The 24,402-nt window shown below is 49.9% G+C and carries 21 protein-coding genes; 9 read left to right on the top strand and 12 right to left on the bottom strand.

Annotated elements, in window-relative coordinates; genetic code table 11:
* Positions 1-8: 8 nt before the first annotated feature.
* Both OXH18_RS16405 and OXH18_RS16400 read right to left on the bottom strand, forming a co-directional pair.
* Positions 9-887 (bottom strand): alpha/beta fold hydrolase, encoded by an 879-nt coding sequence (locus tag OXH18_RS16405; RefSeq protein WP_268608181.1) that lies wholly within the window; start codon positions 885-887, stop codon positions 9-11.
* Between the two features lie 144 nt (positions 888-1,031).
* Positions 1,032-2,012: an ABC transporter ATP-binding protein gene (locus OXH18_RS16400; RefSeq protein WP_268608180.1), complete on the bottom strand. Its 981-nt coding sequence runs from the start codon at positions 2,010-2,012 to the stop codon at positions 1,032-1,034.
* 244 nt (positions 2,013-2,256) lie between these two features.
* Here OXH18_RS16400 and OXH18_RS16395 point away from each other — a divergent pair, with 244 nt between their 5' ends.
* Positions 2,257-2,463 carry a hypothetical protein gene (locus OXH18_RS16395; RefSeq protein ID WP_268608178.1) on the top strand — a complete coding sequence of 69 codons (207 nt, stop codon included), beginning with the start codon at positions 2,257-2,259 and terminating at the stop codon, positions 2,461-2,463.
* On the opposite strand, the gene OXH18_RS16390 is transcribed toward OXH18_RS16395, so the two are convergent.
* Both OXH18_RS16390 and OXH18_RS16385 read right to left on the bottom strand, forming a co-directional pair.
* Complete coding sequence (locus OXH18_RS16390; protein ID WP_268608176.1) at positions 2,428-3,726, bottom strand: YcbK family protein; 1,299 nt, start codon at positions 3,724-3,726, stop codon at positions 2,428-2,430. The two genes, OXH18_RS16395 and OXH18_RS16390, sit on opposite strands and share 36 nt — an antisense overlap.
* Positions 3,727-3,813: 87 nt before the next feature.
* Positions 3,814-4,080 (bottom strand): hypothetical protein, encoded by a 267-nt coding sequence (locus OXH18_RS16385; RefSeq protein WP_268608175.1) that lies wholly within the window; start codon positions 4,078-4,080, stop codon positions 3,814-3,816.
* 230 nt (positions 4,081-4,310) lie between these two features.
* Between OXH18_RS16385 and OXH18_RS16380 the strand changes: the two genes are divergently transcribed.
* Positions 4,311-6,401, top strand: coding sequence for a M3 family metallopeptidase (locus OXH18_RS16380; protein ID WP_268608174.1), 2,091 nt, complete (start codon positions 4,311-4,313; stop codon positions 6,399-6,401).
* A 61-nt stretch (positions 6,402-6,462) separates the two neighbouring features.
* Positions 6,463-7,410, top strand: coding sequence for an NAD(P)H-dependent glycerol-3-phosphate dehydrogenase (locus OXH18_RS16375; protein ID WP_268608173.1), 948 nt, complete (start codon positions 6,463-6,465; stop codon positions 7,408-7,410).
* Between the two features lie 318 nt (positions 7,411-7,728).
* On the opposite strand, the gene rpsU is transcribed toward OXH18_RS16375, so the two are convergent.
* The 6 genes from rpsU to OXH18_RS16345 form a co-directional block, all read right to left on the bottom strand.
* On the bottom strand, positions 7,729-7,917 hold the full coding sequence (rpsU, locus tag OXH18_RS16370) for a 30S ribosomal protein S21 (protein ID WP_268608172.1): 189 nt from the start codon (positions 7,915-7,917) through the stop codon (positions 7,729-7,731).
* A 121-nt stretch (positions 7,918-8,038) separates the two neighbouring features.
* The gene (locus tag OXH18_RS16365; RefSeq protein ID WP_268608171.1) at positions 8,039-8,350 is read right to left on the bottom strand and encodes an RNA recognition motif domain-containing protein; all 312 of its coding nucleotides are present in this window, start codon (positions 8,348-8,350) and stop codon (positions 8,039-8,041) included.
* A 227-nt stretch (positions 8,351-8,577) separates the two neighbouring features.
* Positions 8,578-9,651: a zinc-dependent dehydrogenase gene (locus tag OXH18_RS16360; protein WP_268608170.1), complete on the bottom strand. Its 1,074-nt coding sequence runs from the start codon at positions 9,649-9,651 to the stop codon at positions 8,578-8,580.
* Between the two features lie 306 nt (positions 9,652-9,957).
* Positions 9,958-11,268, bottom strand: a complete 1,311-nt coding sequence (locus OXH18_RS16355) for a dihydrolipoamide acetyltransferase family protein (RefSeq protein WP_268608169.1) — start codon at positions 11,266-11,268, stop codon at positions 9,958-9,960.
* A 2-nt stretch (positions 11,269-11,270) separates the two neighbouring features.
* Positions 11,271-11,720, bottom strand: a complete 450-nt coding sequence (locus OXH18_RS16350) for a YlqD family protein (RefSeq protein WP_268608168.1) — start codon at positions 11,718-11,720, stop codon at positions 11,271-11,273.
* 59 nt (positions 11,721-11,779) lie between these two features.
* Entirely contained in the window at positions 11,780-13,747 is a 1,968-nt protein-coding gene (locus OXH18_RS16345) for an AMP-dependent synthetase/ligase (protein ID WP_268608167.1), read from the bottom strand.
* Between the two features lie 210 nt (positions 13,748-13,957).
* Between OXH18_RS16345 and OXH18_RS16340 the strand changes: the two genes are divergently transcribed.
* From OXH18_RS16340 to OXH18_RS16330, 3 genes are all read left to right on the top strand, one after another.
* Entirely contained in the window at positions 13,958-14,242 is a 285-nt protein-coding gene (locus OXH18_RS16340) for a DUF427 domain-containing protein (RefSeq protein ID WP_268608166.1), read from the top strand.
* A 285-nt stretch (positions 14,243-14,527) separates the two neighbouring features.
* Positions 14,528-15,133 carry a DUF3038 domain-containing protein gene (locus tag OXH18_RS16335; RefSeq protein ID WP_268608165.1) on the top strand — a complete coding sequence of 202 codons (606 nt, stop codon included), beginning with the start codon at positions 14,528-14,530 and terminating at the stop codon, positions 15,131-15,133.
* Positions 15,130-16,299 carry a DUF4335 domain-containing protein gene (locus OXH18_RS16330; protein WP_268608164.1) on the top strand — a complete coding sequence of 390 codons (1,170 nt, stop codon included), beginning with the start codon at positions 15,130-15,132 and terminating at the stop codon, positions 16,297-16,299. The genes OXH18_RS16335 and OXH18_RS16330 overlap by 4 nt, the downstream gene beginning before the upstream one ends.
* Positions 16,300-16,401: 102 nt before the next feature.
* Here OXH18_RS16330 and OXH18_RS16325 read toward each other — a convergent pair whose 3' ends face one another.
* Positions 16,402-17,100: a hypothetical protein gene (locus tag OXH18_RS16325; protein WP_268608163.1), complete on the bottom strand. Its 699-nt coding sequence runs from the start codon at positions 17,098-17,100 to the stop codon at positions 16,402-16,404.
* Between the two features lie 617 nt (positions 17,101-17,717).
* Between OXH18_RS16325 and OXH18_RS16320 the strand changes: the two genes are divergently transcribed.
* On the top strand, positions 17,718-18,686 hold the full coding sequence (locus OXH18_RS16320) for an OmpA family protein (protein ID WP_268608162.1): 969 nt from the start codon (positions 17,718-17,720) through the stop codon (positions 18,684-18,686).
* Between the two features lie 129 nt (positions 18,687-18,815).
* On the top strand, positions 18,816-19,814 hold the full coding sequence (fmt, locus tag OXH18_RS16315; RefSeq protein ID WP_268608161.1) for a methionyl-tRNA formyltransferase: 999 nt from the start codon (positions 18,816-18,818) through the stop codon (positions 19,812-19,814).
* A gap of 85 nt (positions 19,815-19,899) precedes the next feature.
* Here the strand turns inward: fmt and OXH18_RS16310 are convergent, their stop codons facing one another.
* Positions 19,900-20,283: a DUF6464 family protein gene (locus tag OXH18_RS16310; protein WP_268608160.1), complete on the bottom strand. Its 384-nt coding sequence runs from the start codon at positions 20,281-20,283 to the stop codon at positions 19,900-19,902.
* Positions 20,284-20,497: 214 nt separating this feature from the next.
* Between OXH18_RS16310 and OXH18_RS16305 the strand changes: the two genes are divergently transcribed.
* Positions 20,498-24,352: a TIR domain-containing protein gene (locus tag OXH18_RS16305; RefSeq protein WP_268608159.1), complete on the top strand. Its 3,855-nt coding sequence runs from the start codon at positions 20,498-20,500 to the stop codon at positions 24,350-24,352.
* The last annotated feature ends 50 nt before the right edge of the window (positions 24,353-24,402 follow it).

Genomic DNA, 24,402 nt, shown 5'->3' with positions numbered 1-24,402 from the left:
TCATATCCTCAAGCGGTCCGCAAGAAACTTAGAAGTTCACGGTTGACGGTTTGTGGAACTTCTTGTTGTACCCAATGCCCACAATGTCTTAAAAGCTTGAGCCTGAGCGGAGCCATCACCAAGTTTTCCATTTCTTCAACCAGGGTTTGGCTAAAGAAACAGTCTTCCTCGCCCCACAGGACCAGCGTAGGAGCCGTAATTGGAGCCAGTGACTTCCCCCAACTAGACAACCAAGTTTGGGGAGCCAGCAATTGTCGATAGTGGGTTAAGACGGCTGATAGCACACCGGGTTTTTCTAGAGCCGCTTGGTAAATGGCTGTATCCTCGGTCGTAAAGGCTCCTTTGCGAACTGCTTGTCCTTGAAACAAATTGGTAATGATGCTACGAAGGTTTTGCCGAATCAGCCACTCTGGAATGCCCGGCACCTGAAGTGCTAAAAGATACCAGCTTCGGCGTAGTTGATCGAGATTACCAACCAGTTCTTGCAGAAAACGATGGGGATGTGGAGCATTAAGAACGGCTAGGCGATCGAGCAGATGCGGAAATTGATGAGCCAAGTTCCAGGCGATGGCTCCACCCCAATCATGACCGACCACATGCGCTTTGGCATAGCCCAGATTTTCGATCAAACCACGAATATCGGTTGTTAGCGTATCTAAATCATACCCGCTAGCTGGTTTATCGGAGTCATTACAGCCGCGTAGATCGGGAACCACGACTTTGAAGTGTTTCGCCAAAGCCGGAATTTGATGTCGCCAAGAGTACCAAAATTCTGGAAAGCCATGTAGCAGAACAACCAAATCTCCTTCTCCTTGAACCACACAGTGGAGGCGAATCTGGTTGGTTTCAACGAAGTGGTGTTGCCATTGGGTTGCGATCGCAGTCATGAGGCGAAGAAATAAGAAGAAATATAGTAGTCATTGTTACAAATATATCTTAGGGAGGAAGAAACGGGAGCGGGTTGTGCGAAAGAAAAAACGCGAAGATTTGGTGAACCAATTCATTGCTTACTTCATTGCTTACTTTCGGCACTATTGGCTCGTGTAGATGCCGCGTTGTCGCAGTTGTTGGACAAAAAAATCTTCGAGGGTAGTTCGAGCTAGAGTCATCGTCAACAGTTGGGCATTCATGTCCTCCAAACTAGCAACAAACTCTGGAGAACCTGTCTTGAGATGGCCTTGCCAACTGCTATCGATAAAGTTTAGGTCTGGAATCCACTGTTTCAGGAGTTCTGGGTTGCCCCCCCGAATTCTGACTTGGTAGCGATCGGGCTGTCCAAGGAGGTCGTCGAGTGCTCCAGCACAAAGCAATTCACCCCTGGCTAGAATGGCAACACGATCGCAAATTTTCTCAACATCAGAAAGCACATGGCTATTGAAGAAAATGGTTTTTCCTTGCGATTTCAACGAAAGAATAATTTCTCGAATTTGATAGCGTCCCAGTGGGTCTAAACCTGACATGGGTTCATCAAAAAACACAATCTCTGGATCGTTGATCAGGGCTTGGGCCATGCCAATGCGCTGCAACATGCCTTTAGAGTAGTGGCGCAATTGCTTGTGGCGGGCTGCCGATCGAGCGATTCCGACAAGATCCAACAGGTTTGAAATCCGGGTTTGCTGAAGGTTACGAGGAATTTGGAACAGATCAGCCGCGTACTGCAAAAATTCCCACCCAGTTAGATAGTCATAGAAATAAGGGTTTTCCGGCAAATAGCCCACCCGTTGTTTGGCGCTACGATCGCCCAACGGTTTGCCTAACAGTTGACCGTGCCCAGAGGTGGGGCGAATGATGCCCAGCAAAATTTTCAGCAGCGTTGTTTTGCCTGCCCCGTTCTGTCCGAGTAATCCGAAGGTTTCGCCCTGATGCACTTGCAGCGAACAGTTTTGTAGCGTCACAACTTTCTGATTGAGCCAAAATCCGGTGTGATAGACCTTTCGCAACTGGAAGGTTTGTACCAGTACCGGCCGCTCGGATTGTATAGGTGCGATCGAAGATAGAGAAACCGTATCCATATCCATAAGACAAGGATGAAATGAAAGGTGAAAGAATCAAAAGCTAAAGGACAAAAGGTAAAAAGCGGATAAGTAATTGGGATAAGTAATGGGTGGATGAATGAGTCCGTTGCCTCTAGTCCCTAATCTCCAACCTCTAGCCCCCAATTCCCCACTTTTGATATTGCCCATTTTTGTGTCAGGCTAGAGCAGAGAAATCACAAAACGCTTGAGCTAGTAAACCTCAAAAAACGGTTAGAACTCTATGGATCGATCGAAGTGGGTCGCGGTGGTGACAGGAGCGATCGCCATCATTTTGAGCATTGCCTATTTGTTGATTGTGCAGTTTTTAGATCTTCGGGGCGAGATGCTTCCGGCTCCCCAGGACTTATCCAGGCTTCCAGGAGCAGAGTCTCGATTGTGGCTTGCCCCTACCCTAAAATCCCCAGGTGCGTTTGGGACCAATGTCTAGATGCACCACATCCGGTAGGTTGCTGTAGATGCCGATTCCTCCTGGCCACCATAGCAAAATGGCATTAGCAACTCGTCGTCCGCTTAAACCAATGACTTGAACATCAGCGGCTCGACCAAATAAATGCTGGCTATTTGGCACACCACCAACCGCATCGTTAATGGCAGGCGGGCGATACCAAGAATTGACCAGAAACGGTCTGCCCAGTTCGTTTCTAGCTCGCTGCATTTGCCTGGCTAGCGCAATGATGTTATTGACGATCGTTACTGTATCGGGAATGCGGGTTCCGTCTTTTGTGGCTTCTCCCCAGGTAAAATTGCCGCCGGGAATAATGGGCTGATCGGTATAAAAGGTGCTGACGTTACCGGGTAGGCGGATGGGGGTGCCGGTATAAATGGGGGAGGGAGATGGCGACGGCGACGGACGCGGTGGATAGACCACTCTGCCACGCTGTTCAACTTGGGCGTGGCGATCGTACACGTACCACGTGCTGAGGCGTTCAATGTAGTCTTTTTCGTACTTGATGGCAAATTTGATATGACTATTAAACGTTCCTTGGGCGTCCCGGTAGGCATAGGATTGCAGCTTTAACGTGGTTCCTTGCTGCACTGGAAAAATCTCGTTGGGAGCCAGTTGTGTACTTTGCAGCGGTCGTCGTTTGAATACAGTATTGGTAGTGACTCGTAGTGTGAAAATATTGGGATCTTCGGGAGGATAAACCACCTGCCCGTCAAACTCTACATAGGCGTGGCGATCGTACACATACCAGGTGCTGCGTCCCTGAATAAAATCTTGCGGATTGCGCAGTGCAAAACGAATGTGGCTACTGAAATCACCTCGACTATCGGAATGGGCATAGGACTGAAGATCGAAGCTTTGCCCTCTGGAAACCGAATACTTCTCGCGGTCAGGTAACTGAGATGATTGCAGCGGACGCTGCTTAAATATCGTATTTTGTGTCACTCGTAGAATGGGCATCGACACTTGATCTTCAAGCGGATACACAATCTCTCCATCAAACTCTACCTGGGCATACAGCGTACCCACAAACCAAGTATTCAGCCCACGAATCGATTGATTTTGCAGAGCAAACTTGATATGACCGCGAAAGTCACCACTGGCATCGGCATAGGCGTAGGACTGAATTTCGTAGGTTTGCCCGGCCATCACAGCATAGATTTCCTCTGGAGCAAGTAATGGTGTTGGCTCTGGGCGCAGCTTAAATACTGTATCCCGCGTAATTCTCAAAATCCGTTCCACCATAAGTTCTGCCTTTGCCGCAACATGCTATAGGGTCAGAACGGTTTTAGCAGATTTCGTTCCACTTGGCTTATTTCCATTCTCAGATCGTTAGTTCCAATCTGCATCAACAAAGAACTCGCTGCGATGCAAAATGGTCTCCCCATGTTCAGGAACCCAAACCAACCACTCGTCATCAGAATGCCGACACAACACCAATCCCTGATCGTGACTGTAGGGATTGGGCAACGCAGCAAGTTGCACCCAAACTGGCGGAGTAGAAGACGGTTGAGCAAGAGCCGCAGAAGAAACCGATCGCCAGGAGTCGATCGGCATTGGTTTTAAGTAGCGTTCCATGTCACAAACTTGAATGGTCATTTTCAAAAAATATTCTGTATCTAGAGTTACAAAATATTCTTCATTTTGTGGAAAAACGTTTTATAAATTTACTCACTCCCCAACTACCCAACCCGCAACCTTAATCCGAAGCTTCCTTGTGCTCAGTGCTACAGTTGATAAAGAACCGTCATTTTCTTGCCTATTCTTCGAGGGGCGATCGGTTTTTCAACTGGTTTCTTCATTTCTCAACTCTCTGTTTAAGGATTTTCATGACTGCGATCGCGACTACCATCGATAACCCACTATTACAGGGTCAAGGATTACCGCTGTTTGAACAGATTCAACCAGCCCATGTCGTACCTGCCATGACTCAACTATTGGCAGAGTCAGAAGAGCGCCTGACGCACTTAGAAACACAGGTTGTGTCCACGTGGGATGGATTGGTGAAACCTCTAGAGCAACTAGAAGAGCGGATCTCCTGGAGTTGGGGTGTGGTTAGCCACTTGATGGGCGTAAAAAATAGCCCTGAACTACGGCAAGCCTATGAGACGATGCAGCCCGAGGTAGTGAAGTTTATTAATCGCCTCAGTCAAAGTCAGCCAATTTATGAGGGCTTTAAAGCACTGAAGCAGAGTGATGCTTGGCATGAGCTAGAAGCTAGTCAACAGCGCATCGTGGACTCGGCTATTCGGGAAGCAGAGCTTTCGGGGGTTGGGTTAACCGGAGAAGCTAAAGAGCGATTCAATGCCATTCGTCTAGAGTTAGCAGAATGTTCGACCCGGTTTTCCAATCATCTTCTGGATGCAACAAAAGCTTTCAGTCTAACGCTGACGCAGCCCGAAGAGGTGGAAGGACTGCCCCCTAGTTGGTTAGCCCTAGCGGCGCAAGCTGCTCGATCGACCGGAGCCGAATCTGCCACCGCCGAATCTGGCCCGTGGCGCGTTACGCTGGATATGCCCAGTTATCTGCCGTTTATGCAGCATAGCCGCCGTCGGGACCTACGAGAAACGCTATATCGAGCTTTTATCAGTCGGGCGGCTGCGGGTGAGTTTGACAACACACCCTTGATCGAGCGCATTTTGGAATTGCGACAAGAGCAAGCTCAATTACTGGGATACAACAGCTATGCGGAGGTGAGCCTGGCCGCGAAGATGGCTCCGAGTATCGATGCGGTTGAGCAACTGTTGGAAGAATTGCGGCAAGCCAGCTATGAGGCTGCTACTGACGAGCTGCAACAACTGCAAGCCTATGCTGCTTCTAAAGGTGTAACTGAGCCTCTACAACACTGGGACATTACCTTCTGGGCAGAGCGGCAGCGCGAAGAGAAATTTAGCTTCAATCAAGAAGAATTGCGTCCTTATTTCCCCTTAGAACAGGTACTCCAGGGCTTGTTTGACTTGTCACAGCGGATCTTTGGCGTCACTATTACTCCTGCTGACGGTGAGGCTCCAGTTTGGCATCCGGATGTACGCTACTTTCAAGTTGCCGATGAAACTGGAACGATCGCCCATTTTTACCTTGATCCCTATAGCCGTCCGGCCGAGAAACGGGGGGGAGCATGGATGGATGAGTGCATTGGTCGCGCTAAGGTGGAAACGACTGCTGGGTCCGCAATTCGATTGCCTGTGGCTTATCTGGTGTGCAATCAAACCCCACCCGTAGACGGAAAACCCAGTTTGATGACCTTCAATGAGGTGGAAACCCTGTTCCATGAATTTGGACATGGACTACAGCACATGTTAACCAAGGTGGATTACTCTCGCGCATCGGGTATCCGCAACGTGGAATGGGATGCAGTGGAGCTACCCAGTCAGTTTATGGAAAACTGGTGCTACCATCGATCGACCCTGCTGAGTTTGGGTCGGCACTATGAAACCCGGGAACCCTTACCAGAGCACTACTACCAAAAATTGCTGGCAGCCCGCACCTATATGAGTGGTAGTACCATGTTGCGGCAAATTCACTTTAGCTGGGTCGATTTGGAATTGCATCATCGCTATCAACCAGGCGGATCTGAAACGCCAGAGCAGGTGCGTCGCCGGATTGCCGAAAAAACAACGGTATTACCACCGCTCCCCGAAGATAACTTCTTATGTGCGTTCGGGCATATCTTTGCCGGTGGCTATGCCGCAGGCTATTACAGCTATAAATGGGCAGAGGTGCTGAGTGCCGATGCTTTCTCGGCCTTTGAAGAAGCTGGACTGGAGGATGAGCAGTCAATCGCCCAAGTGGGGCAGCGGTTCCGCGATACAGTCTTAGCGTTGGGTGGTAGCAAACATCCGATGGAGGTGTTTAAGTCCTTCCGAGGACGCGAACCAGACACTGTAGCCTTGCTGCGACATAATGGGTTGGCGGCCTGACCCGACTTGTGGGCATTGCTCACCTTCACTGCGATCGTCTACCTAAGAGATTATTTCTACTGTGGCTACGGCATCTGATTCAACCACCTCTGCAATCGTCACCATTTTGGGGGCAGGCGCTTGGGGCACGGCTTTGGCCGGATTGGCACAGGCGCGGGGTCATCAGGTGCGGTTGTGGTCGCGACGCGGGGAACTGAGCTTGGAGGCAGCGTTAGACAAAACTGATCTCGTGCTTTCAGCTATTTCCATGAAAGGCGTACCAGAAACGATCGAGCGCCTGCAATCACTCTCTTTCCCGACGTCGGCAATTCTAGTCAGCGCTACAAAGGGACTAGATCCAGCTACCCGCTGGACGCCAGCCCAAATTTGGCAAGCTGCCTTTCCCGATCATTCAGTTGTGGTGTTGTCAGGGCCGAATTTATCTGACGAAATTCGCCGAGGATTGCCTGCGGCAACAGTTGCCGCCAGTCATCAGTTAGCAGCGGCCCAACGAGTGCAAACCATTTTTTCATCCGATCGCTTTCGGGTCTACACCAATACCGATCCGCTAGGAACCGAATTGGGTGGAACCTTAAAGAATGTCATTGCCATTGCTGCCGGGGTGTGTGATGGGTTGCAACTCGGGACAAATGCCCGATCGGCTCTCATTACTCGTGCCCTAGCCGAACTCATTCGAATTGGTACGCATCTAGGGGGGAACCCAGAAACCTTCTTTGGTTTATCTGGGCTGGGCGATCTGCTGGCTACTTGCACCAGTGCTCTCAGCCGCAATTATCAGGTAGGGTATGCTTTGGCTCAAGGGCAACCGCTATCGCAAATCTTGCAGAAACTACAAGGCACTGCTGAAGGTGTAAATACCACAAATGTATTAATTGATCTGGCAAGCCGTGAAGCAATCCCAGTTCCTGTTTCTCATCAGGTTTACCTATTGTTAAATGGTAAGATCACAGCCCAACAAGCGGTCGAAGCACTCATGGAGCGGGATCTGAAGCCTGAGAATAAAGAGTAGCTTGACCCGGAATGGATTAGTACCGTCAACGGAAAACACGAAGCATTTCTTTTACAGGAACGGCGATCGGATTTGCTCAGCCTTTACTCTTTAAAGGTGAAAGTTGTTTGGGCGTCGCTGATTAGATATAAGATCTCGTCAGGATGTTGCGCGCAACACCCTGACAGCCGGGATCAAGCTCGGTCAACCGTACGTGAATTCAGCGACGCTGTTATGTGTTCTATCGAAAGAACAGGGGATGAACAGCTCAATCAAAACAAATCAGTAACCCGGGGATATCTAGTCAAACTACGATTGAAAGTCTGGCTCAGAAATGCACTAAGGTTTAGAACGGAACCGCCGCTTTTTCCGTCTAGCTAGCGCCTTCCGTTTTGCCTTCTGTAACGGAGTCTCAAAATGACGATTTTTCTTCATATCGGCAAAAATATCCGCCTTGGATACTTGACGCTTGAAGCGACGCAAGGCTGATTCAATTCCTTCGTTTTCACCCAAAATAATTTGAGCCATTCAACAACTCCTTCTATGAGCAACATCACACAAATCATCTAATGACGAAAAATTTCAGCAGAGCAAGGCAGTTCGCTCGATCTGCTGAAAGCTCCTCATTGATGAGTTTTAAGCTTGAGGTTTAGTAACGACGATCGCTTCGCTTCCGATCACCACCGCCCCATCCACCATCGCCCCGGGCTGGGCGTTCTTCCCGAGGTCTAGCTTTGTTAACTTTGAGATCGCGCCCCATCCATTCTGCTCCGTCTAGCGCTTCGATGGCAGCCGTTTCTTCGTCATCAGACGACATTTCCACAAATCCAAAGCCGCGCGGACGCCCTGTTTCGCGATCGGTTGGTAGTTGTACCCGCTTGACGGTTCCGTACTCTGCAAAAATTTCGGTAACGTCTTCTTCACTTGCCTGATAGGGCAAATTTCCGATATAGATTGACATGAACTACCCCAGGTGGACATTGTAGAGAATCAATCGGATAGTTGTTTGTCAATCGAGTGTGAGCACAACTAAGCACCGAATTGGTCATCTCACCGTTCATAATAACTCAGAATTAGTCTGACCGACAGAGGAGGCTGCAAGAGGGATGAGCCGCTCAGAAGATTAATCAGCCGCCAGAGACGCCGGATCTGCTCAGTCCGTCAACCCGACAGTGGGTTGCCTAGGTATCAGACGATCGAGTCAGTGGAAGTCAGATCAGGATAAATTAAAATCTTGAACGTGTCTGGGGTTGGCGAAACGGCCCTTTCAACTGCGTTCGATAGTTCGGACAACGGATAGCGATCGCTCACCAGGGCATCCACATCAATGCGCCTGTTGAAGACAATATCAGCCGCCAGCGATTGCACCCGATAGGACGAACTGTAGCTACCTAACAAATCAATTTCGCGGCGGTAGAGGATGTTGGGATTGATGGGAATCTCAACTTCGTCGGGAAATTCTGCAAAAAATAGAATTTTGCCACCTTTGCGCGTACAGTCTAGCGCTTGAAAAAAAGCCTTTTCGCTGGGAACGGCCAATAAGCTAACATCAACGCCCATACCGCCAGTCATAGCTTGGATTTTGGCAGGCAAATCTGCATCACGTGCATCAAACGCTGCCTCTGCTCCAACACTGAGGGCCTTGTCAATTCGAGAAGGAATCAGATCGGTGGCGATCGCCCGTCCACCAAAATACTTGACCAGCATAATGAACATCAGCCCGATCGGCCCAGCCCCCGTGACTAAAACCGTTTGTCCTGGTTGAATCTGCGCCTTTTTGACAGCTTTTAAGCAACAGTTGGTCGGTTCGACAAAGCTGGCTTGTTCAAAGGTAATGTCCTTCGGAATTTCAATCAGACCCCCATGCCGCACAATATGACCCGGCACTTTCACATAGTCGGCAAAGCCACCGCCGCTGGGTGCAAAGCCTGCTGTGGTAGTGATGTTTTTATAGACATCGCACATGGAAAAATTGTCATTCAGGCAGTAGGCGCAATGCATACAGGGAATGTGATGTAGCACCACCACCCGCTGTCCTACTTGCCAGCCCGTCACATCAGAACCGATTGCAGCAATGACCCCAGCCGTTTCATGTCCAAAGATACGCGGTGGTTCATATAGTGGATAAAGAATCTTTTTGATATCAGATTGGCATAGTCCTACGACTCGGACTTGCACCAGTACTTCATCTGCACCAAGTTCTGGCACTGGCACATCTTCATAACTGAGTTGCTTAACCCCTCTAAAAACCTGCGCTTTCATAGTTTGTGTTTTGTTACAATTCCTGGGTCAACTCTACCATTGTTGAGGAGTGGGAAGTCAGGAGGGGGAAGGGGCTGAGGCAATTTTTCTGATCGTCAGCCTGATCCCCTATCACTTGATAGGGGATCAGCGATTGGATCAATATCATTATCATCTGTGTATTGATGGTTGACGGTCACTAGCCCCAAAAGCTTGCCATTGCCGTTAACCACAACTTACTGCCTGCTGCTTAACCCAAACTCACGTTATTGATAAACCATCCGCCTTCCCCAGAGGAAGCCAGCAAAAACAGGCTGTCTTCAGTGGTTACATTGTCAGCGACTGAACATCCATTTCAATCAGCTTGGCTAAATCTTGCAAGAACGCCGCTGCTTGCGCCCCATAAATGACCCGATGATCGCAGGTCATGTTGACTTGCATTTGAGTCTTAACGCCAAACATGCCATCGGCGGTGGCCACCATCTGCGGATGAGATGCCCCCACAGCTAAAATTGCACCTTGACCCGGTGGCAGAATCGCATCAAAGCGATCGACCCCAAACATTCCTAAGTTCGAGATTGTAAACCCGCCCGTACTATATTCCTCTGGCTGGAGTTGTTTCGAGCGCGATCGATCGACCAAGTCCTTCCAGGTGCGCGACAGGGAGTAGATATCAACCTGATCGGCATTTTGCAACACCGGAGTAATTAAGCCACCATCCGGCATGGCTACCGCAATCGCCACGTTGATCCCAGAGCGGTAGTTAATTCCTTGCTCGGTATAGAAAGCGTTGAGAATTGGGTGCTTTTGCAAGGTCAAGGCCACCGCTTTGGCCAACAGGGCAGTCATTGTCACCCCCTTGGATTTAATTTGCTGATACAGCTTATCTAGGCTATCGGTGGTAATGGTATAGCCCACATGGAACACAGGTACTTGCAAGCTGGCGTTCATGTTACGTACGACCGCTTGTTGCAACGTGTTCAGGGCCACCACTTGACCAGGCTGAACCGGAGGAGCTACCGGAACTGGAGCTTTGGAAGCGTCCGTAACTGCTGGAGCAAGCGTAGGAGTTGCTGGAGTAGACGGAGCCTTGGGAGCGCTGACTTTACCTGCCGCCGCTTCTACATCTTCTGCCACAATTCGACCGTAGGGACCACTGCCCTTCAGCGTAGACAGATCCACTTTCAGGTCTTTGGCAAGCTTTCGGGCCCGGGGAGAAGCGATCGTGCGACCGTTGCTGCGGGCTGGGCTATCAGGTTCAACAACAGCAGTAGCCGCTACGGGTTCAGGCTTGGTCGTTCCTTGAGACGAGCCTTCTTCGCGAGATATTTGAGCCGGGGCAGGAGCGGCAGACGAACCGGACGATCCGACTTTTGCCTGGGCTTCGGCAATTTCGGCTTCGGTCTCTGCAACTAAGGCGATCGTATCTCCGACAGCGGCCGTTTCCCCCGCTGGAACAACGATCGCAGCTAAATAGCCTTCATGGAACGATTCCACATCCATGTCAGCTTTATCAGACTCAACAATTACAACGGTTTCGCCCTTCTCAATTCTGTCTCCCGGTTCTTTTACCCACGAGACAATCTTGCCTTCGGTCATGGTGGAACTGAGGGCAGGCATAAAAATATCATTAATCATGGCTACAAATCTCCCCGAATTTCTTCAACAACGCCATCCCGCAATAGAATTTCTACTTGCAGCTTACGAAATAGGTTATCCCCAGTTTCAATTCGGAAGAAGCCTTCAATTTGTCCATAGTTGACTTCGCGTTCCATTTCCAGAAGTTGAATTTGCTGAAGCTGTTGCAAGATCTGGTTTTTCTTCTCTAACAGCTCGCTTTTCTTTTGATTCACTTGCACACGGATGTTGTTGAGTTGTTGAACAACCATGGGCTCAGCCGGATTCAAGCTTTGCTTTTGAATTTCGGCTTCGGCTTGCTGACCTTGAATTTCTATCTTTTGCACTTGGCTGTCAAATTGATTGATTTGGCTTTGCAATTGCTGTTGCATGTCCTCCTTCCAGCGAGGAGTGACAACCACCTTAATATTAATAACTCGTTTAAGGAGTAAATGAGACTTGGAGACTTCCATGCAGGGCTAGCAATAGGGTTAATGGAGGCAGAGCATCATGTCAACATCACATGTCAACATTACATGAACATCTCGTCGATCATATCGCGATAGCGATCCATCACAACGGCTCTGCGAATTTTTAGCGTTTGAGTCAGCAGCCCGTTTTCCATGGAGAAGGGTTCTGATAGCAGGCGAAACGGCCCAATCCGATCGTCTGGACGATACCCCGGTCGGTTTTGCACTTCCCGCGTCAATTCTTTTCGAATTAGATCTTGCACTACTTTGCTCTCTAAAGTAATGCGTTGCTGCCCAGGGGAAGGAGATTGTTCATGATTCGATGAAGATTCGGTAGGCAGTGCTAGCTGAAGGTTTTGCGAAGCGGCCCATTGTTGTAACGCATCTAGGTTAGGCACAATCAAGGCCCCCAACATTCGCTGGTCTTGCCCTACCAGCATGATCTGGTCAATATAGGGGCTGCGAATACAGGCATCTTCGATCGGCTGTGGTTCAATGTTCTCGCCGTTGGTGAGCACGATCGTATCCTTAGCGCGTCCGGTGATCACTAAATCATTAGCGGTCGTGACCATACCCAAGTCACCGGAATCAAACCAGCCTTCGCGATCGATTGCCTTTGCAGTAGCCGTGGGATTTTGGTAATAGCCCTGCATCACCTGTGGCCCTCGAATTAACACTAGTCCCTTTTGTCCGGGGGGTAAGGGTTGTTTGGTTTCTGGATCGGCAATGCGAATTTCGACACCGGGGATCGGTTCGCCATCGGCTCCGCGCACATTGCGCCAGGGACGACGCACATTGATGATAGGGGAGGTTTCTGTGAGTCCATAGCCGCCCAGAATTTCAATCCCTACAATTTCAAAGAAATCTTCCAAGTGATCGGCGATCGAGCCGCCCCCGCTGACTACAAACTTGATGTGTCCGCCCATGCCTTCTCGCACTTTGTGGTACACCAAACGATCGCCCAATTGATGAATTGGCCATAGGATCACCATTTGGATAGCGGCGACGGCTTTTTCTACAGGAGATGGATTGAGATTGTCCAAATCCAGCGATTGCACAATGCGTCGGGCTTCAATGTAGCGCTGGCTTGTGCCTAAGAAAAACTTGACTAGTTTCTGCTTACTGGGCGGTTGCTCACGAAATTGTTTCTGAATACCTTCGTAGATCGATTCCCACAGGCGCGGTACACCTACCATGTAGTTGGGCTTAAAGTCTTTAATATCTTTCTTGACATGGCGAATGTTGGTGTAGATTTGTGTGCAGCCACAGGAAAAGATGAAATATTCAAAAGCCCGTTCATAGGCGTGCCAAATCGGAAGAATGCTCAGCACCCGTCCGCCTGCTTCGGGTTGTACGACATGCGGCGGACCTAGTACTTGCGAAATCAGGTTGCCGTGGCTCAGCATCACGCCTTTGGGTCGCCCCGATGTGCCAGAGGTATACATCAGTGTCGCCAATTGAGCGCGGGTTTGTTGAACAGGCTGTAGTGTTGATTTTGTACCCAGTTCTAGCAGTTGCGAAAAGTTGAGGATTGTCAGGGTCTCATCGGCGGGTGGTGCTTCATCGGTCATTAATACCACAAATTGGATGGGCAGATTGCTTAGACCGGGCCGTAGTTTTTGCAATAGCGCCCGATTTTCAACGACTAGCCCGATCGAACCGCTGTCTTGCAGAATAAACAACAGTTCGTCTACATCGGCTTGTGCGCCTCGCACCACATCCACCGCACCAGATTGCATAATGCCCTGATCGGCAATCATCCAACGGGGGCTATTGTCGGCCACTAGTCCAACGCGGGGAGGGTATGGATCGGCGGCATGGGACTGCATACCAAGTGCCTGTAACCCGGCGGCAAACTGCTGCATCTGCTGGTATAGCTCGGCATAGGTGAACCGAACTTCTGGCTTGGAATGGGGGTCATGCACAGCTGTAATGGTTGCGAAGCGTTGCGCGGCGATCGCCCATACTTCTGGTAACGACTGTACATGACCATAAATAGCTTCACTTTTGTTAGCCGCCGATCGGGTCATTGACCTACTCCTCAGTTGCACGCTGAACAGTCTCTTTTGCTCTAGTTTGGCATCCAGAGCCACGATTGAAAGCGAAAAAAATTAAACTCAATAATAATGATGTGCTTCCTCATACCATAGGCTTCTGCACACTAAAATAGGCAATTGGTATGACGGAAACTGATCTGTCAATTGACACTCAACAGTTTTAGAGGTTCCGAGGAAATTTTTATGCCGAAAGCAACGTGGAATGGCGCGGTATTGGCTGAAAGCGATCGCTGTGAAGTCGTAGAAGGAAATAATTACTTTCCTCCAGAGGACATTAAGTCTGAGTATTTCAAACCTAGTGATACGCATACTACCTGTCCGTGGAAAGGAGTTGCCAGCTATTACACTGTGGAAGTAAACGGGCAAGTCAACAAAGATGCCGCTTGGTATTATCCGGAAGCCAAGCAAGCGGCTAAGAATATTGAAGGCTATGTTGCTTTTTGGCGCGGTGTGAAGGTTGAAGCCTAGAATCTTGGGTATTTTATGCGGAGACACTGAAACGGCTGAAATTGACAGAATGGTTGTCTAGACCGCCTTTTTGTCCCGCTTGGCTCAACGGTCGAGCGAGGCATAGTTGTCTGTGTCTGTGCCAAGAGCAGATACTAGAAGCAGGGTAGTAGTGTCTAAACGCCTAACAAGTTCTTGGAAGCAAGTGCTTGAAACCGCTTGAAAGGTGAAGCCAAATCGCCGCGAAAACTCTGAACCCTCACGCGCTCGTTTGCTACAATTCTGCTGACTTTGTCTATAAGAGTAATGCAAGTTAATAGTCCTCCCGCTCAGTCTCAACCTACAATTTTGGATATACTCCCTGACCCCAATGTGCCAGATGGGGCCTGCCCGCGACGCACACGGCAGCAACTTGATCTACTGCTTCTGGCGATCGAGGCTCTAGATTTGGGCGGTTCCGAAGCAATTTTGATTGCTGCACGAGACTTGGACTTGAAAAGCATCATCAAAAACCGCGTTACTCTTTGGCGGTTGCGAGCTACTAACCCGTTGCGGCGGAACAGCCAGCGTCGTCCGCTTAGCATTGCCGAAGCCAAAGCCCTGACAATTATCATTTGTCACTTGTCACGACGACTGACCGTGATTGTGCGGCAACTGTTGCTAGCTTACGATCAACTCCTGGAAAAGCAATTGACTCCTGAACATCATTTGCGCCTAGCCCGCTACCTAGAACGGTTTCGTGCCCATTTTCGATCGCGGATGAATCCCAAACGAGCTACCGTCATGGAGTATACGTCAGACGAACGCCTGAATGAGTTAGCTCTGAACTTATTAGGGCAGTTGCTGTTTTGCACAGGAACCGCTGGTGTACAGCGTCTTTGGAGTAGTTTGTTTGATGGAGAGGTAGTATGACGATTCAACGCCAATACAGCCTGCCCAACTGCAAGCTGATTCTCGAAGGACTGACGACAGACAATCCTGTAGACGGTGGAGCCGCACGACCGCTGTTGTCAATGTTGACACGGGTAGAATGTCGATTGACCGGATTAGAAAAGCCCCTAGTGGGCGGACGGGATTTTCTAGAACACTTAGTAGCAGGCGTGAGTGAATATGCTCAAAGTTACCTGAGTCATGTCTCTCACCGGCATCGTCGCGATCGACTGCAAACAGTACAACTGCACCGCATCGATCGAAACTTGCATCGGTTATCGATTCAGCCACAAGCACTCGACGGTACACAAGCAGCCAGTTTTCCGCCGCCTATGGAAGTCGATCTCAACACTGTACAGTTATTTGATCTGGTGGAGGCGATCGATCAGTTTCATGCTGATGCTCAAACATTGCCCGACCTAGAATTTAATCTCACTCCCTTGCCAAAGCGATCGGTTGCTCCTAAAGAACCCGCCGCTCAACGATTGCTCCCTGCTGCTTTGGGGGTATCTGGATTGGCCGTAGCGGCAGCGGCCCTATTCTTCCTGCCCGTCCCCGAAGTGCGCCGCCCCGACCCTACAACCTCCGAAGCCACGCCCGAATCGCCGATTGCCTCTCCCTCTCCTAGCCCAGATGTTACCAGCCCGCCGCCCGCCGCGGTCACAACGCCCACTGCACCCGCGGCCCCACCACCATCGCCGACAACGGACACGAATTCAACCGCTACCACAACGCCCACTGATTTGGATACCTTGGCACAGACTGCCACGAACATTTCTGATCCAGCCGAACTCGATCGCCTGACAGCCGAACTGCAAGACCAGCTTTATACTGCCTGGGCCGAAAAACCTGACCCCACCTTTGCCGAACCGTTAGAGTACCAAGTTGGGGTCGATGAAAACGGGCAAATTATTGGCTACAAATACGCCAACGATCCAGCCCTCACCTACGTCAATGAAATTCCTCTGTCCGATGTGCAACTCGCAGCTCCCGCCTCTAGCGCCACCGGAGAACCCTCGATCGCCCAGTTCCTAGTAGTCTTCCGTCCTGAAGGCGTAGTTGAGATTAGCCCGTGGTATGGAGTGCCACCTGCTCCAGGAGAGAGTAATACAGACGCTGGCAGTGAAGCAGCCGAGCCACAGGGTTAGGCGAAAGGATCAAGGTAAGCAGTAGAGACTAGAAGGGCATAGGTAGAGATAAACGGGTGGACAAGCGCCTCCCAACTCCTTCTCCCTAATTTCCTAAATTTCCTACGATCGCCCATACGCTTGTGGTCCGGCCCACAGACTATGGACAACCTGTCCAAAGGCAACTGGCTGATCGTGGGTCACACTAGCAGTCCGTCCACGCAGATCGACAACATAGAGCGGCCAATGCTCATTGCCCATCATGCCAGCCCGAAAGAGTACCTGATCGGGATGAGATTGGCTCCATCCTAAAACGACAGCATGGCTGTAATGTACCTGTGTGGGGGCGATTGTGTAAGTTTTGTTGAGATGACGATCCCAGACAACGGCAAAATCGGACGCAATATCGCTGCCAAAAACGGATTCAAATTCGCGGGCCAACACCCGATCGCCTGACTGAGACCATGCAACAGGAATCAAAATCGCAATGGTTCCTGCGTAGTCTTGAATCTCGTTAGGTGCAAAGGGATGATTTGCAAACGGAGAAGAAGCCGCGATCGTTTGCAAATCGCGAGTTTTTAAATTCTCTAGGAACAAAACACTGGCAACTTGGCTCCGGGTATATTCAGGCGAAAGTTGTACTTGAATCCGGCTGTAAGCTGCATATTCCCCATCGGGTGAAATTAGTGACTGACTGCGGTAGTAGCACGATCGAGACTGAGACAAAGAATGGCGATCGGACAAAGTAGCCATTACCCAATTCCAGGGCACAGGGTAGGGACTGTTAAGCGGATCAACTTGAACCGATGAAGGAGGCATCATGGCGGTAACAGAAGTGACGATTTGGCTCAGCAGAAGCAACTCTGGAGCAGGATTCTCTGAACCGGGTAGACCATCAAAAAGTCAGCAATAGAAGACAAACGACGCAGGGATCGAACTTGACGATATTGCAGCGAACCAATCCGGCAACATCACCGTCACGAGAATGCAAACGAAGCCGATCGCAGCGGCAATCATTCCAAAACAACCAACTGGTTCAAGTCTAATTTGACACAGGGTTCGACACCGTTAGATACGTAGTGCCCCCTATGCGACCATAGCGATGCCCTAGACCACTATTTGCCAAAAGCAACCTGGACGAGAACAATCAAATGGCTCTGCTATAAGGCTCTGCTACTTTTATGTATAGCAAGCAAATGGAACAACTGCAAAAACGAACTCACGAAAGTTTTCAATTCGCTGAGGATACAAATACAGGGAACCCTTACCGCGTCGATCGAGGTATAACCGGAAAAACGGTTCTCACCTGGCACATTTGTCTGTAAGGTTCAACACCGAGATTGTACACCAGGTTTTAATGATCGATCGGCTGCGTTCCAATTTTGAGTCAAAATTCAGATTTTGGTGCAACTTGAGATAGCATCATCAGGAAGGCAACGATGCACTATGAGGTGAGTATGACCCAATCCTCAACTCCCCCAACTGTTCCTACTCAACGACCTGTAAAGCGCCCATCGCCGGGTCGTGGTCGATCGGTGTTAACGTTCATCTTTCGGCTGCTGTTGTTGGGTGTATCGGGCAGTATCGCTGGTTTACTAGGTATTGCCGTTGCTCAATTCTATCCGGGGCAAATTCAAGAGCCGCCGTTAGTAGAGCGGCTATTGCGGGGTTCTCAGGCGTTTTGGCAAAGCGTCACCAGGCTGCCAGACGTTTGGAATCAGGAATCGGGGCGGCCGATCGCAGCCTCTGATGCGGTCTCCCCGTCTCCCTCATTACCGGCTCCACCGATCACTACCCTGCCGCCGCTGCAATTGCCCGAAGCCGATCGTCAGCAGGTGCAAACCGAACTGGCCCAACTGCAAACTGATCTACAGCAACTCAATAACCGCACGGCCAGCCTAGAAACTCGCGTTGGCACACCGACCACTGACGCCTCTATAGAACAGCGCCTGCAAACAATTCAGCAGCGTCTTGATCCTACTGCCCCGCCTGTTGCAGTCTCCGACGCCGCTCCAGAAGCAGGATTGATCCCGCCTAGCACCAGTACGATCGCCAACGGTGAACTCTTGAAGGTGACGTTGCCTAGTGATGCACTATTCACGCCTGAAAATGCCCTCCGTCCTGAAACTAGCGCGATTTTAGATAGCATTATTGCTGATTTGCAGCGCTATCCCAACGCCACTATCCGCGTGATTGGACATACCGACAGCCAGGGATCGACGCAGGGCGATCGCACTCGTTCCTTCGAGCAAGCCACGGCCGTTACTCAGTATCTCTCTAACCAACTTGGAGAGGGGTATCAGTGGGTGACAGTTGGCTATGGCAGTAGCCTGCCGTTGGTAGAAAATACCAGCGCCATCAATCATCAGCGCAATCGCCGCATTGAAATCATCATTGATCCGAGTTAGGCAATCAGGCTCGGGAGTTGGGAATCGGGAATCGGGAATAGCGTATTCTTCATTTACATACCCGTCTATTCCTTTTTGTTCTTTGGCCTCGTGGCCTTTACGTTTCATCCGTTATCTACGTTTCTGCCAATGCGTCTTGTTTTCTTCGGTACTCCCCAATTTGCGGTGCCTAGTTTGGAACGGTTGCTCGCTCATCCAGAGTTTGAGGTGCTGGCGGTTGTGACACAACCCGATAAGCGACGTGGACGCGGAAATGATTTATCGCCGTCTCCGGTGAAAACGATCGCACTGGCGCATCAGATTCCGGTGTGGCAGCCGCGTCGGGTTAAGAAAGAAGAGGAGGCATTGGAGCAGTTGCGCTCGTCTCAGGCAGATGCCTTTGTGGTGGTGGCCTATGGGCAAATCCTGTCGCAAGAAATCTTGGATATGCCTCGTTTGGGCTGCATTAATGCCCATGGGTCGCTGTTGCCGAAATATCGCGGAGCCGCCCCCATTCAGTGGAGCCTTTACCACGGCGAGACAGAAACGGGTATCACTACCATGCTGATGGATGCGGGCATGGATACCGGAGCGATGCTGCTGAAAGCTACGACGCCGATCGCCCTGCTAGACAATGCCCTAGATGTTGCCAAAACTCTGTCAACACAAGCCGCCGATTTGCTGGTCGAGACGCTGTTGGGGCTAGAGCAAGGCACGATCGACGCGATCCCCCAAGACAACGAACAAGCCACCTATGCCCCGTTGATTCAAAAGTCAGATTACCAACTCGACTGGACGCGATCGGCCCTCGCATTGCATAACCAAATTCGGGGCTTCTACCCTAACTGCGTTACCACCCTACGCAACACACCCTTAAAAATTACCGCCACTGTTCCCCTAGAAGGCGCAAATTTGTCTTCCACAGCGACCTTACAATCAATTCAACAAGCCTGGGACGCAACCGATATAACCGCCGCTGCTCCAGGAACCATCGTAGCGCTGCTAAAAGGACACGGAGCCGTCGTACAAACCGGACAAGGTGCCCTACTGCTGCAAGAAGCCCAACTGGCAGGCAAACGATCGCAACAAGGATGGGATTTCGTCAACGGCACGCGATTGCAGATTGGTGAAACGCTGGGGCACGGATGAAGGATGAAAAGCAAGGCTAGAAGCTAACAGGGAGTAGATAAGTGGGATAAGCTATCCCGATTCTCGATTCCCGATTCTCGATTCCCTACTCTCGATTCCCGATTCCCGATTCCCCAACTCCCTTCTCATAAAATCGGCAACCCTCACACGGCCCAGACGGATTTACCGCACACCGTACTAATTCAGAATTGGCATTATAGAGACAGGTTGCATCGCCAATCACCCAATGCCCATCCACTAGGCTGCGTTCCAATGGACGCTGCGCAGACTGTACATACAGTGCAATCTTTTGCAGATGATATTTGCCAAACTTAAATTGGTATCGATGTCGTCGCTCTAAGACTGCATAGGTTTTGCCCTCAAGATCGAGGTAAGCCCCCGGCTGCGGATTCCAGTCTAAATGGACATTTCCGATCGTTTGGCGCGGGTGGCTCAAAATAACCTCTGTTGGTAGAGACTCTTGCTCCATAGTCTTGTATTGCTGCTTACATTATTAAGGATGGTATCGCACCCGATCGCGCAATGAGGAATCCCCTTGTCATCCTTAAGATTTCATCAAGAAACACAACGTCTTAAAAGCAATCCTAGCGGAATCGGTCAACATTATCAGGATGTGCCACGCTGGAAGACGAATGTAATGATTTGAATCACGTTAAATAGCCTTAATCATAGCCCCATCGTTCATGTCTGAAATTTTTGAGCCAATCTACAGCCCACGTGAGAACGACATTTTTATTTCCTACTCGCCACACGATGATTTTGTGGCTAAACGATTAGAGAAAGCAATTATTAAACTTAGCCGTGATCCGTGGATTGATACGCAGGATTTGCCACCTGGCTTAAAGTCAGATATGCCAGAGTCCTGGACGTATATTGAATCAGGAATCAAAAATGCTGATGTTTTTGTGTTCATTATTAGCCCTAAGTCGATTGACTCAAAGCGCAATCAGGCAGAGCTTGAACTTGCAATTCAATACCAAAAGCGCTTGGTTCCTGTTTTGTATCAACCTGTTGAGCCAGACTTGATCCCTGATGTGTTCCGGGCACGCGATATTACTTGGATTGTAATTGATTCAATCGAACTGGATGATTTAACCGAAAAGTTTGAGGATATTGCTAAAAATATTCTGCATATCCATATTCATCAACGCTTACTCGATCGCGTAATTGAATGGTATGAAGGCGAGCGAAAATCGGATTTTTTGTTGTATGGAGCCGATTTAGAATCAGTAAAGCAATGGTTTGATCAAAATAAAGAACGCAAGCCGTATCTGACCCCATTGCAACGACGATACCTAGATGAAAGTATTCGTGCTTCTGGAAAACATTTAAATCCAGAACAACCAGATATTTTTGTATCCTATTCCCGCAAAGATCGAAAATTTGTAGAAGCACTTTGTGCTCGCCTAAGGGTTGCAGGATTAAATCTTTGGGTGGATTGGGAAAATATTCCCGTTGCGGCCGATTGGCGACAAGAAATTCAAGAAGGGATTGAAAAAGCCCATACGTTTCTGTTGGTTATTAGTCCCGATTCGATCGCCTCACCTTATTGTCAAGATGAGGTGACAAGAGCAGTTAATAATAATAAACGCATTATCGCTGTTGTCTGGAGACGCAACTACGATCGTGAGCGCTTTAATCATGTGCCAGCTTTAGCGACTATCAAACGCTATAACTGGTTGTATTGCGATACGTTTGAAAAAATTGGCACAACGGTTTCCAATCTAATTCGGGCTGTTAATACAGATTTGGATTATGTCAAAGCCCATACGCGGCTATTGCTACAAGCGATCGAGTGGAAAAACCAAGATCGCAAAGAAGAATTGTTGCTGCGGAAAACGGAACTGGTGTCGGCACAACAGTTACTTTTAAAGGGCCGCACGATCGAACAACAATGGCGACAAGAAGGCAAGTTTGAAAAGCTGCCGCCGATTCCTTTACCTACCCCACTTCAGCAAGAATTCATCGATGAAAGTGTGCGGGCCGAAACCGAACTGACCCGCCTGGAACGTAACCGTCAAGCTCGTATTCGGGCCCTATTGGCCGCCATGCTGTTTTTTTTGGGATTGGCAACTCTGGCAGTGGCTGGACAGTTCAAAGCGCTTAACCGAGAAATTGAAGTGCTGGTGTCGTCGCTGGAGGGCGTGCGCGAGTTGGATGCTTTAGTCAATGGACTGCGAGCTGGACAAGAACTGGAACGCTGGGGTTGGGCGATCGAACGGCTAGAGCCAGACTTACGGGTGCGGGTAGTGACAGCCTTGCAACAGCAAACCTATACCCTACGAGAGCGCAATCGCTTGGTGGGGCATCATGCTCAGGTGTACAACGTCACTCATAGTCCCGACGGTCAACTGATTGCCTCTGCCAGTGAAGACGGTACGGTGCGGCTGTGGACGCAGCGCGGCGAATTGATTCAAAGTCTTGACCAAGCACCGATGCCTGGTCAATCAGCGGCAGTGGTGCAAGTTTTGTTCAATCCGGGTATAGAGCAAGATGTTTATACTCTCGCTTCGGCTGGGGATGGTGGCACGATTAATCTTTGGAAGATTCGACATACCGATACGGGTTGGCAAGCGGCATTGGCGCAAACGCTCAATGTTTTTGCTGAACAGGACTCCGCTAAAACCAGTCGCATTTTTAGTCTCAGTTTTAGTCAGGGCGGACAGGTTCTGGCTGCTAGTGCGGGCAGCAATGTAACGATTTGGCGACGAAATGAAACAGGGCAATTTCAGTATCTCTCTAGTCTGCAACATGCACCCGATCGCACAGTGTTGAACGTCAGCTTTAGCCAATTTAGCCAACGGGGACAGAAGCTGGCCTCAGCAGATTCTGAAGGCACTATCAAAGTACTGACTAGCCAAGATTTGTTTGACACCTATCAAGTGACAGAACTGCAACATGGTAGCCGGGTTTTGCAAGTAAGCTTTAGCCCTGATGGGAAAATGTTGGCGTCGGCAGGAGACGCAGATCCCGTTGTGAAGCTGTGGAACCCGGCGCAATCTTCTACGCCGATTCAGCGTCTAGAAGGACATGAAGCAGGAATCTATCGAATCGCCTTTAACCCAGACGGTAGTAAGCTGGCCTCGGCTAGTGAGGATGGGTCGGTGCGGCTATGGTCTCAAACCAATGCAAACTGGGCATCGCAGCCAAGCTCAATCGGGCTGCGGGGGCATCTAGGTTCGGTCTATCGTGTACAGTTTAGTCCTGATGGTCAGACGATCGCCACAGCCGGGGATGATGATACCATTAAGCTCTGGATGTGGGATGGCACGCTGCTAGACAGCTTAGAGGGGCACGAAGATGAAGTGCTCAGCATCGAATTTTCTAACGATGGGCACATGCTCATCTCCTCTAGTAAAGACAAGACGGTCAGGTTGTGGAACGTAGACAGCCCAGTACGAGTGTTGCCCCACACGAATCGAGTGTTTGACGCCAGCTTTACAGCAGATGGTCGAATTTTGGCCTCTAGTGGTCAAGGAACCATCCGCTTGTGGCGTACAGATGATGGCACCCCTCTGTTGACGGAACCAATCAAACAACCAGGCTCGATCGAGAGTCTCAGTTTTGCCCCTCATCACGCAATGGATGGCAATGGACAACTGTTAGCAGCCGCAGACCAGGATGGTTCAATCAAGTTTTGGCAACTTCAGCGAACCACCACAGGCTACGCCGTGCGATCGGCGGGGAGCATCCATCAAGCACATAAAAGCAAGGTGCGTAGCTTAGCCTTTAACCCCGATGGAAGCTTGTTGGCAACCGCCGGAAATGATGGAACGGTGAAACTGTGGCAGCTAACTACCGATGGCAAGACCTATCGTGGCACGATCGCCAAAGCGTTGCTGACGCAAGACCCAACCTATAGCGTCAGTTTTAGTGCTGATGGACAAATGCTGGCAGCGGGTGGTCAAGCTGGCATTGTGCGGGTGTGGAAGATTCAACCAACGGGGGATTCTCTGGCTGTTAATTTAGCCCACTCATTGCAAGAACATACTGGCCCAGTCTATAGCGTCAGCTTTAGTCCCAATGGTCAAGTTTTAGCCTCTGCCAGCCAGGACAATACGGTTAAACTATGGAACCTGAGCGGAATACTGGTGACCGCTAAAACCCTACAAGGGCACCGCGATGAAGTGCTAAAAGTAGACTTTAGCCCCAATGAGCAACTACTTGCTTCCGCAAGCCGCGATGATTCGATCAAACTCTGGACGATCGACGGCAACTTGGTTACGACCCTAAACGGACATCGCCGGGAAGTCTCGAGTGTTAAGTTTAGTCCCCAAGGAGATACGTTGGCGTCTACCAGTCACGATGCCAGGGTATTACTTTGGCAGCTAACCGATAATTTTGATCTGCCGCAGTTTTTGGCAGAAGGCTGTGATCTAGCGAACGATTACCTAACCACAAGTCAACATGACCCTACGGCAATCCAGTCGAATCAACTTAGCAATGCGCTTAGCGAGGTACGGCGCTATTGTCGTCGATTACAGCCAGATCAGACCGAACCAGTGACTACGATGTCCTTACGATCGCCGGAGGGTTAGCCAAGGCAGAGAAGCTAGTGCTGTCTGATGTCTTCACCCTATACCACTAA

Origin of the sequence: Thermocoleostomius sinensis A174, assembly GCF_026802175.1 — a bacterium.
Taxonomy (GTDB): Bacteria; Cyanobacteriota; Cyanobacteriia; order Elainellales; family Elainellaceae; genus Thermocoleostomius; species Thermocoleostomius sinensis.
The sequence above is the reverse complement of the archived record's forward strand: the minus strand, read 5'-3'. Positions and strand labels throughout refer to the sequence as shown.

Bases quoted from the DNA above. Each gene is read 5' to 3' on its own strand.
- OXH18_RS16385 (WP_268608175.1), bottom strand. From the start codon at position 4,080: ATGACCATTCAAGTTTGTGACATGGAACGCTACTTAAAACCAATGCCG.
- rpsU (WP_268608172.1), bottom strand. From the start codon at position 7,917: ATGGCTCAAATTATTTTGGGTGAAAACGAAGGAATTGAATCAGCCTTG.
- OXH18_RS16390 (WP_268608176.1), bottom strand. From the start codon at position 3,726: ATGGTGGAACGGATTTTGAGAATTACGCGGGATACAGTATTTAAGCTG.
- fmt (WP_268608161.1), top strand. From the start codon at position 18,816: ATGCGTCTTGTTTTCTTCGGTACTCCCCAATTTGCGGTGCCTAGTTTG.
- OXH18_RS16325 (WP_268608163.1), bottom strand. From the start codon at position 17,100: ATGATGCCTCCTTCATCGGTTCAAGTTGATCCGCTTAACAGTCCCTAC.
- OXH18_RS16340 (WP_268608166.1), top strand. From the start codon at position 13,958: ATGCCGAAAGCAACGTGGAATGGCGCGGTATTGGCTGAAAGCGATCGC.
- OXH18_RS16395 (WP_268608178.1), top strand. From the start codon at position 2,257: ATGGATCGATCGAAGTGGGTCGCGGTGGTGACAGGAGCGATCGCCATC.
- OXH18_RS16400 (WP_268608180.1), bottom strand. From the start codon at position 2,012: ATGGATACGGTTTCTCTATCTTCGATCGCACCTATACAATCCGAGCGG.
- OXH18_RS16305 (WP_268608159.1), top strand. From the start codon at position 20,498: ATGTCTGAAATTTTTGAGCCAATCTACAGCCCACGTGAGAACGACATT.
- OXH18_RS16335 (WP_268608165.1), top strand. From the start codon at position 14,528: ATGCAAGTTAATAGTCCTCCCGCTCAGTCTCAACCTACAATTTTGGAT.
- OXH18_RS16360 (WP_268608170.1), bottom strand. From the start codon at position 9,651: ATGAAAGCGCAGGTTTTTAGAGGGGTTAAGCAACTCAGTTATGAAGAT.
- OXH18_RS16330 (WP_268608164.1), top strand. From the start codon at position 15,130: ATGACGATTCAACGCCAATACAGCCTGCCCAACTGCAAGCTGATTCTC.
- OXH18_RS16365 (WP_268608171.1), bottom strand. From the start codon at position 8,350: ATGTCAATCTATATCGGAAATTTGCCCTATCAGGCAAGTGAAGAAGAC.
- OXH18_RS16380 (WP_268608174.1), top strand. From the start codon at position 4,311: ATGACTGCGATCGCGACTACCATCGATAACCCACTATTACAGGGTCAA.
- OXH18_RS16345 (WP_268608167.1), bottom strand. From the start codon at position 13,747: ATGACCCGATCGGCGGCTAACAAAAGTGAAGCTATTTATGGTCATGTA.
- OXH18_RS16310 (WP_268608160.1), bottom strand. From the start codon at position 20,283: ATGGAGCAAGAGTCTCTACCAACAGAGGTTATTTTGAGCCACCCGCGC.
- OXH18_RS16405 (WP_268608181.1), bottom strand. From the start codon at position 887: ATGACTGCGATCGCAACCCAATGGCAACACCACTTCGTTGAAACCAAC.
- OXH18_RS16355 (WP_268608169.1), bottom strand. From the start codon at position 11,268: ATGATTAATGATATTTTTATGCCTGCCCTCAGTTCCACCATGACCGAA.
- OXH18_RS16320 (WP_268608162.1), top strand. From the start codon at position 17,718: ATGCACTATGAGGTGAGTATGACCCAATCCTCAACTCCCCCAACTGTT.
- OXH18_RS16350 (WP_268608168.1), bottom strand. From the start codon at position 11,720: ATGGAAGTCTCCAAGTCTCATTTACTCCTTAAACGAGTTATTAATATT.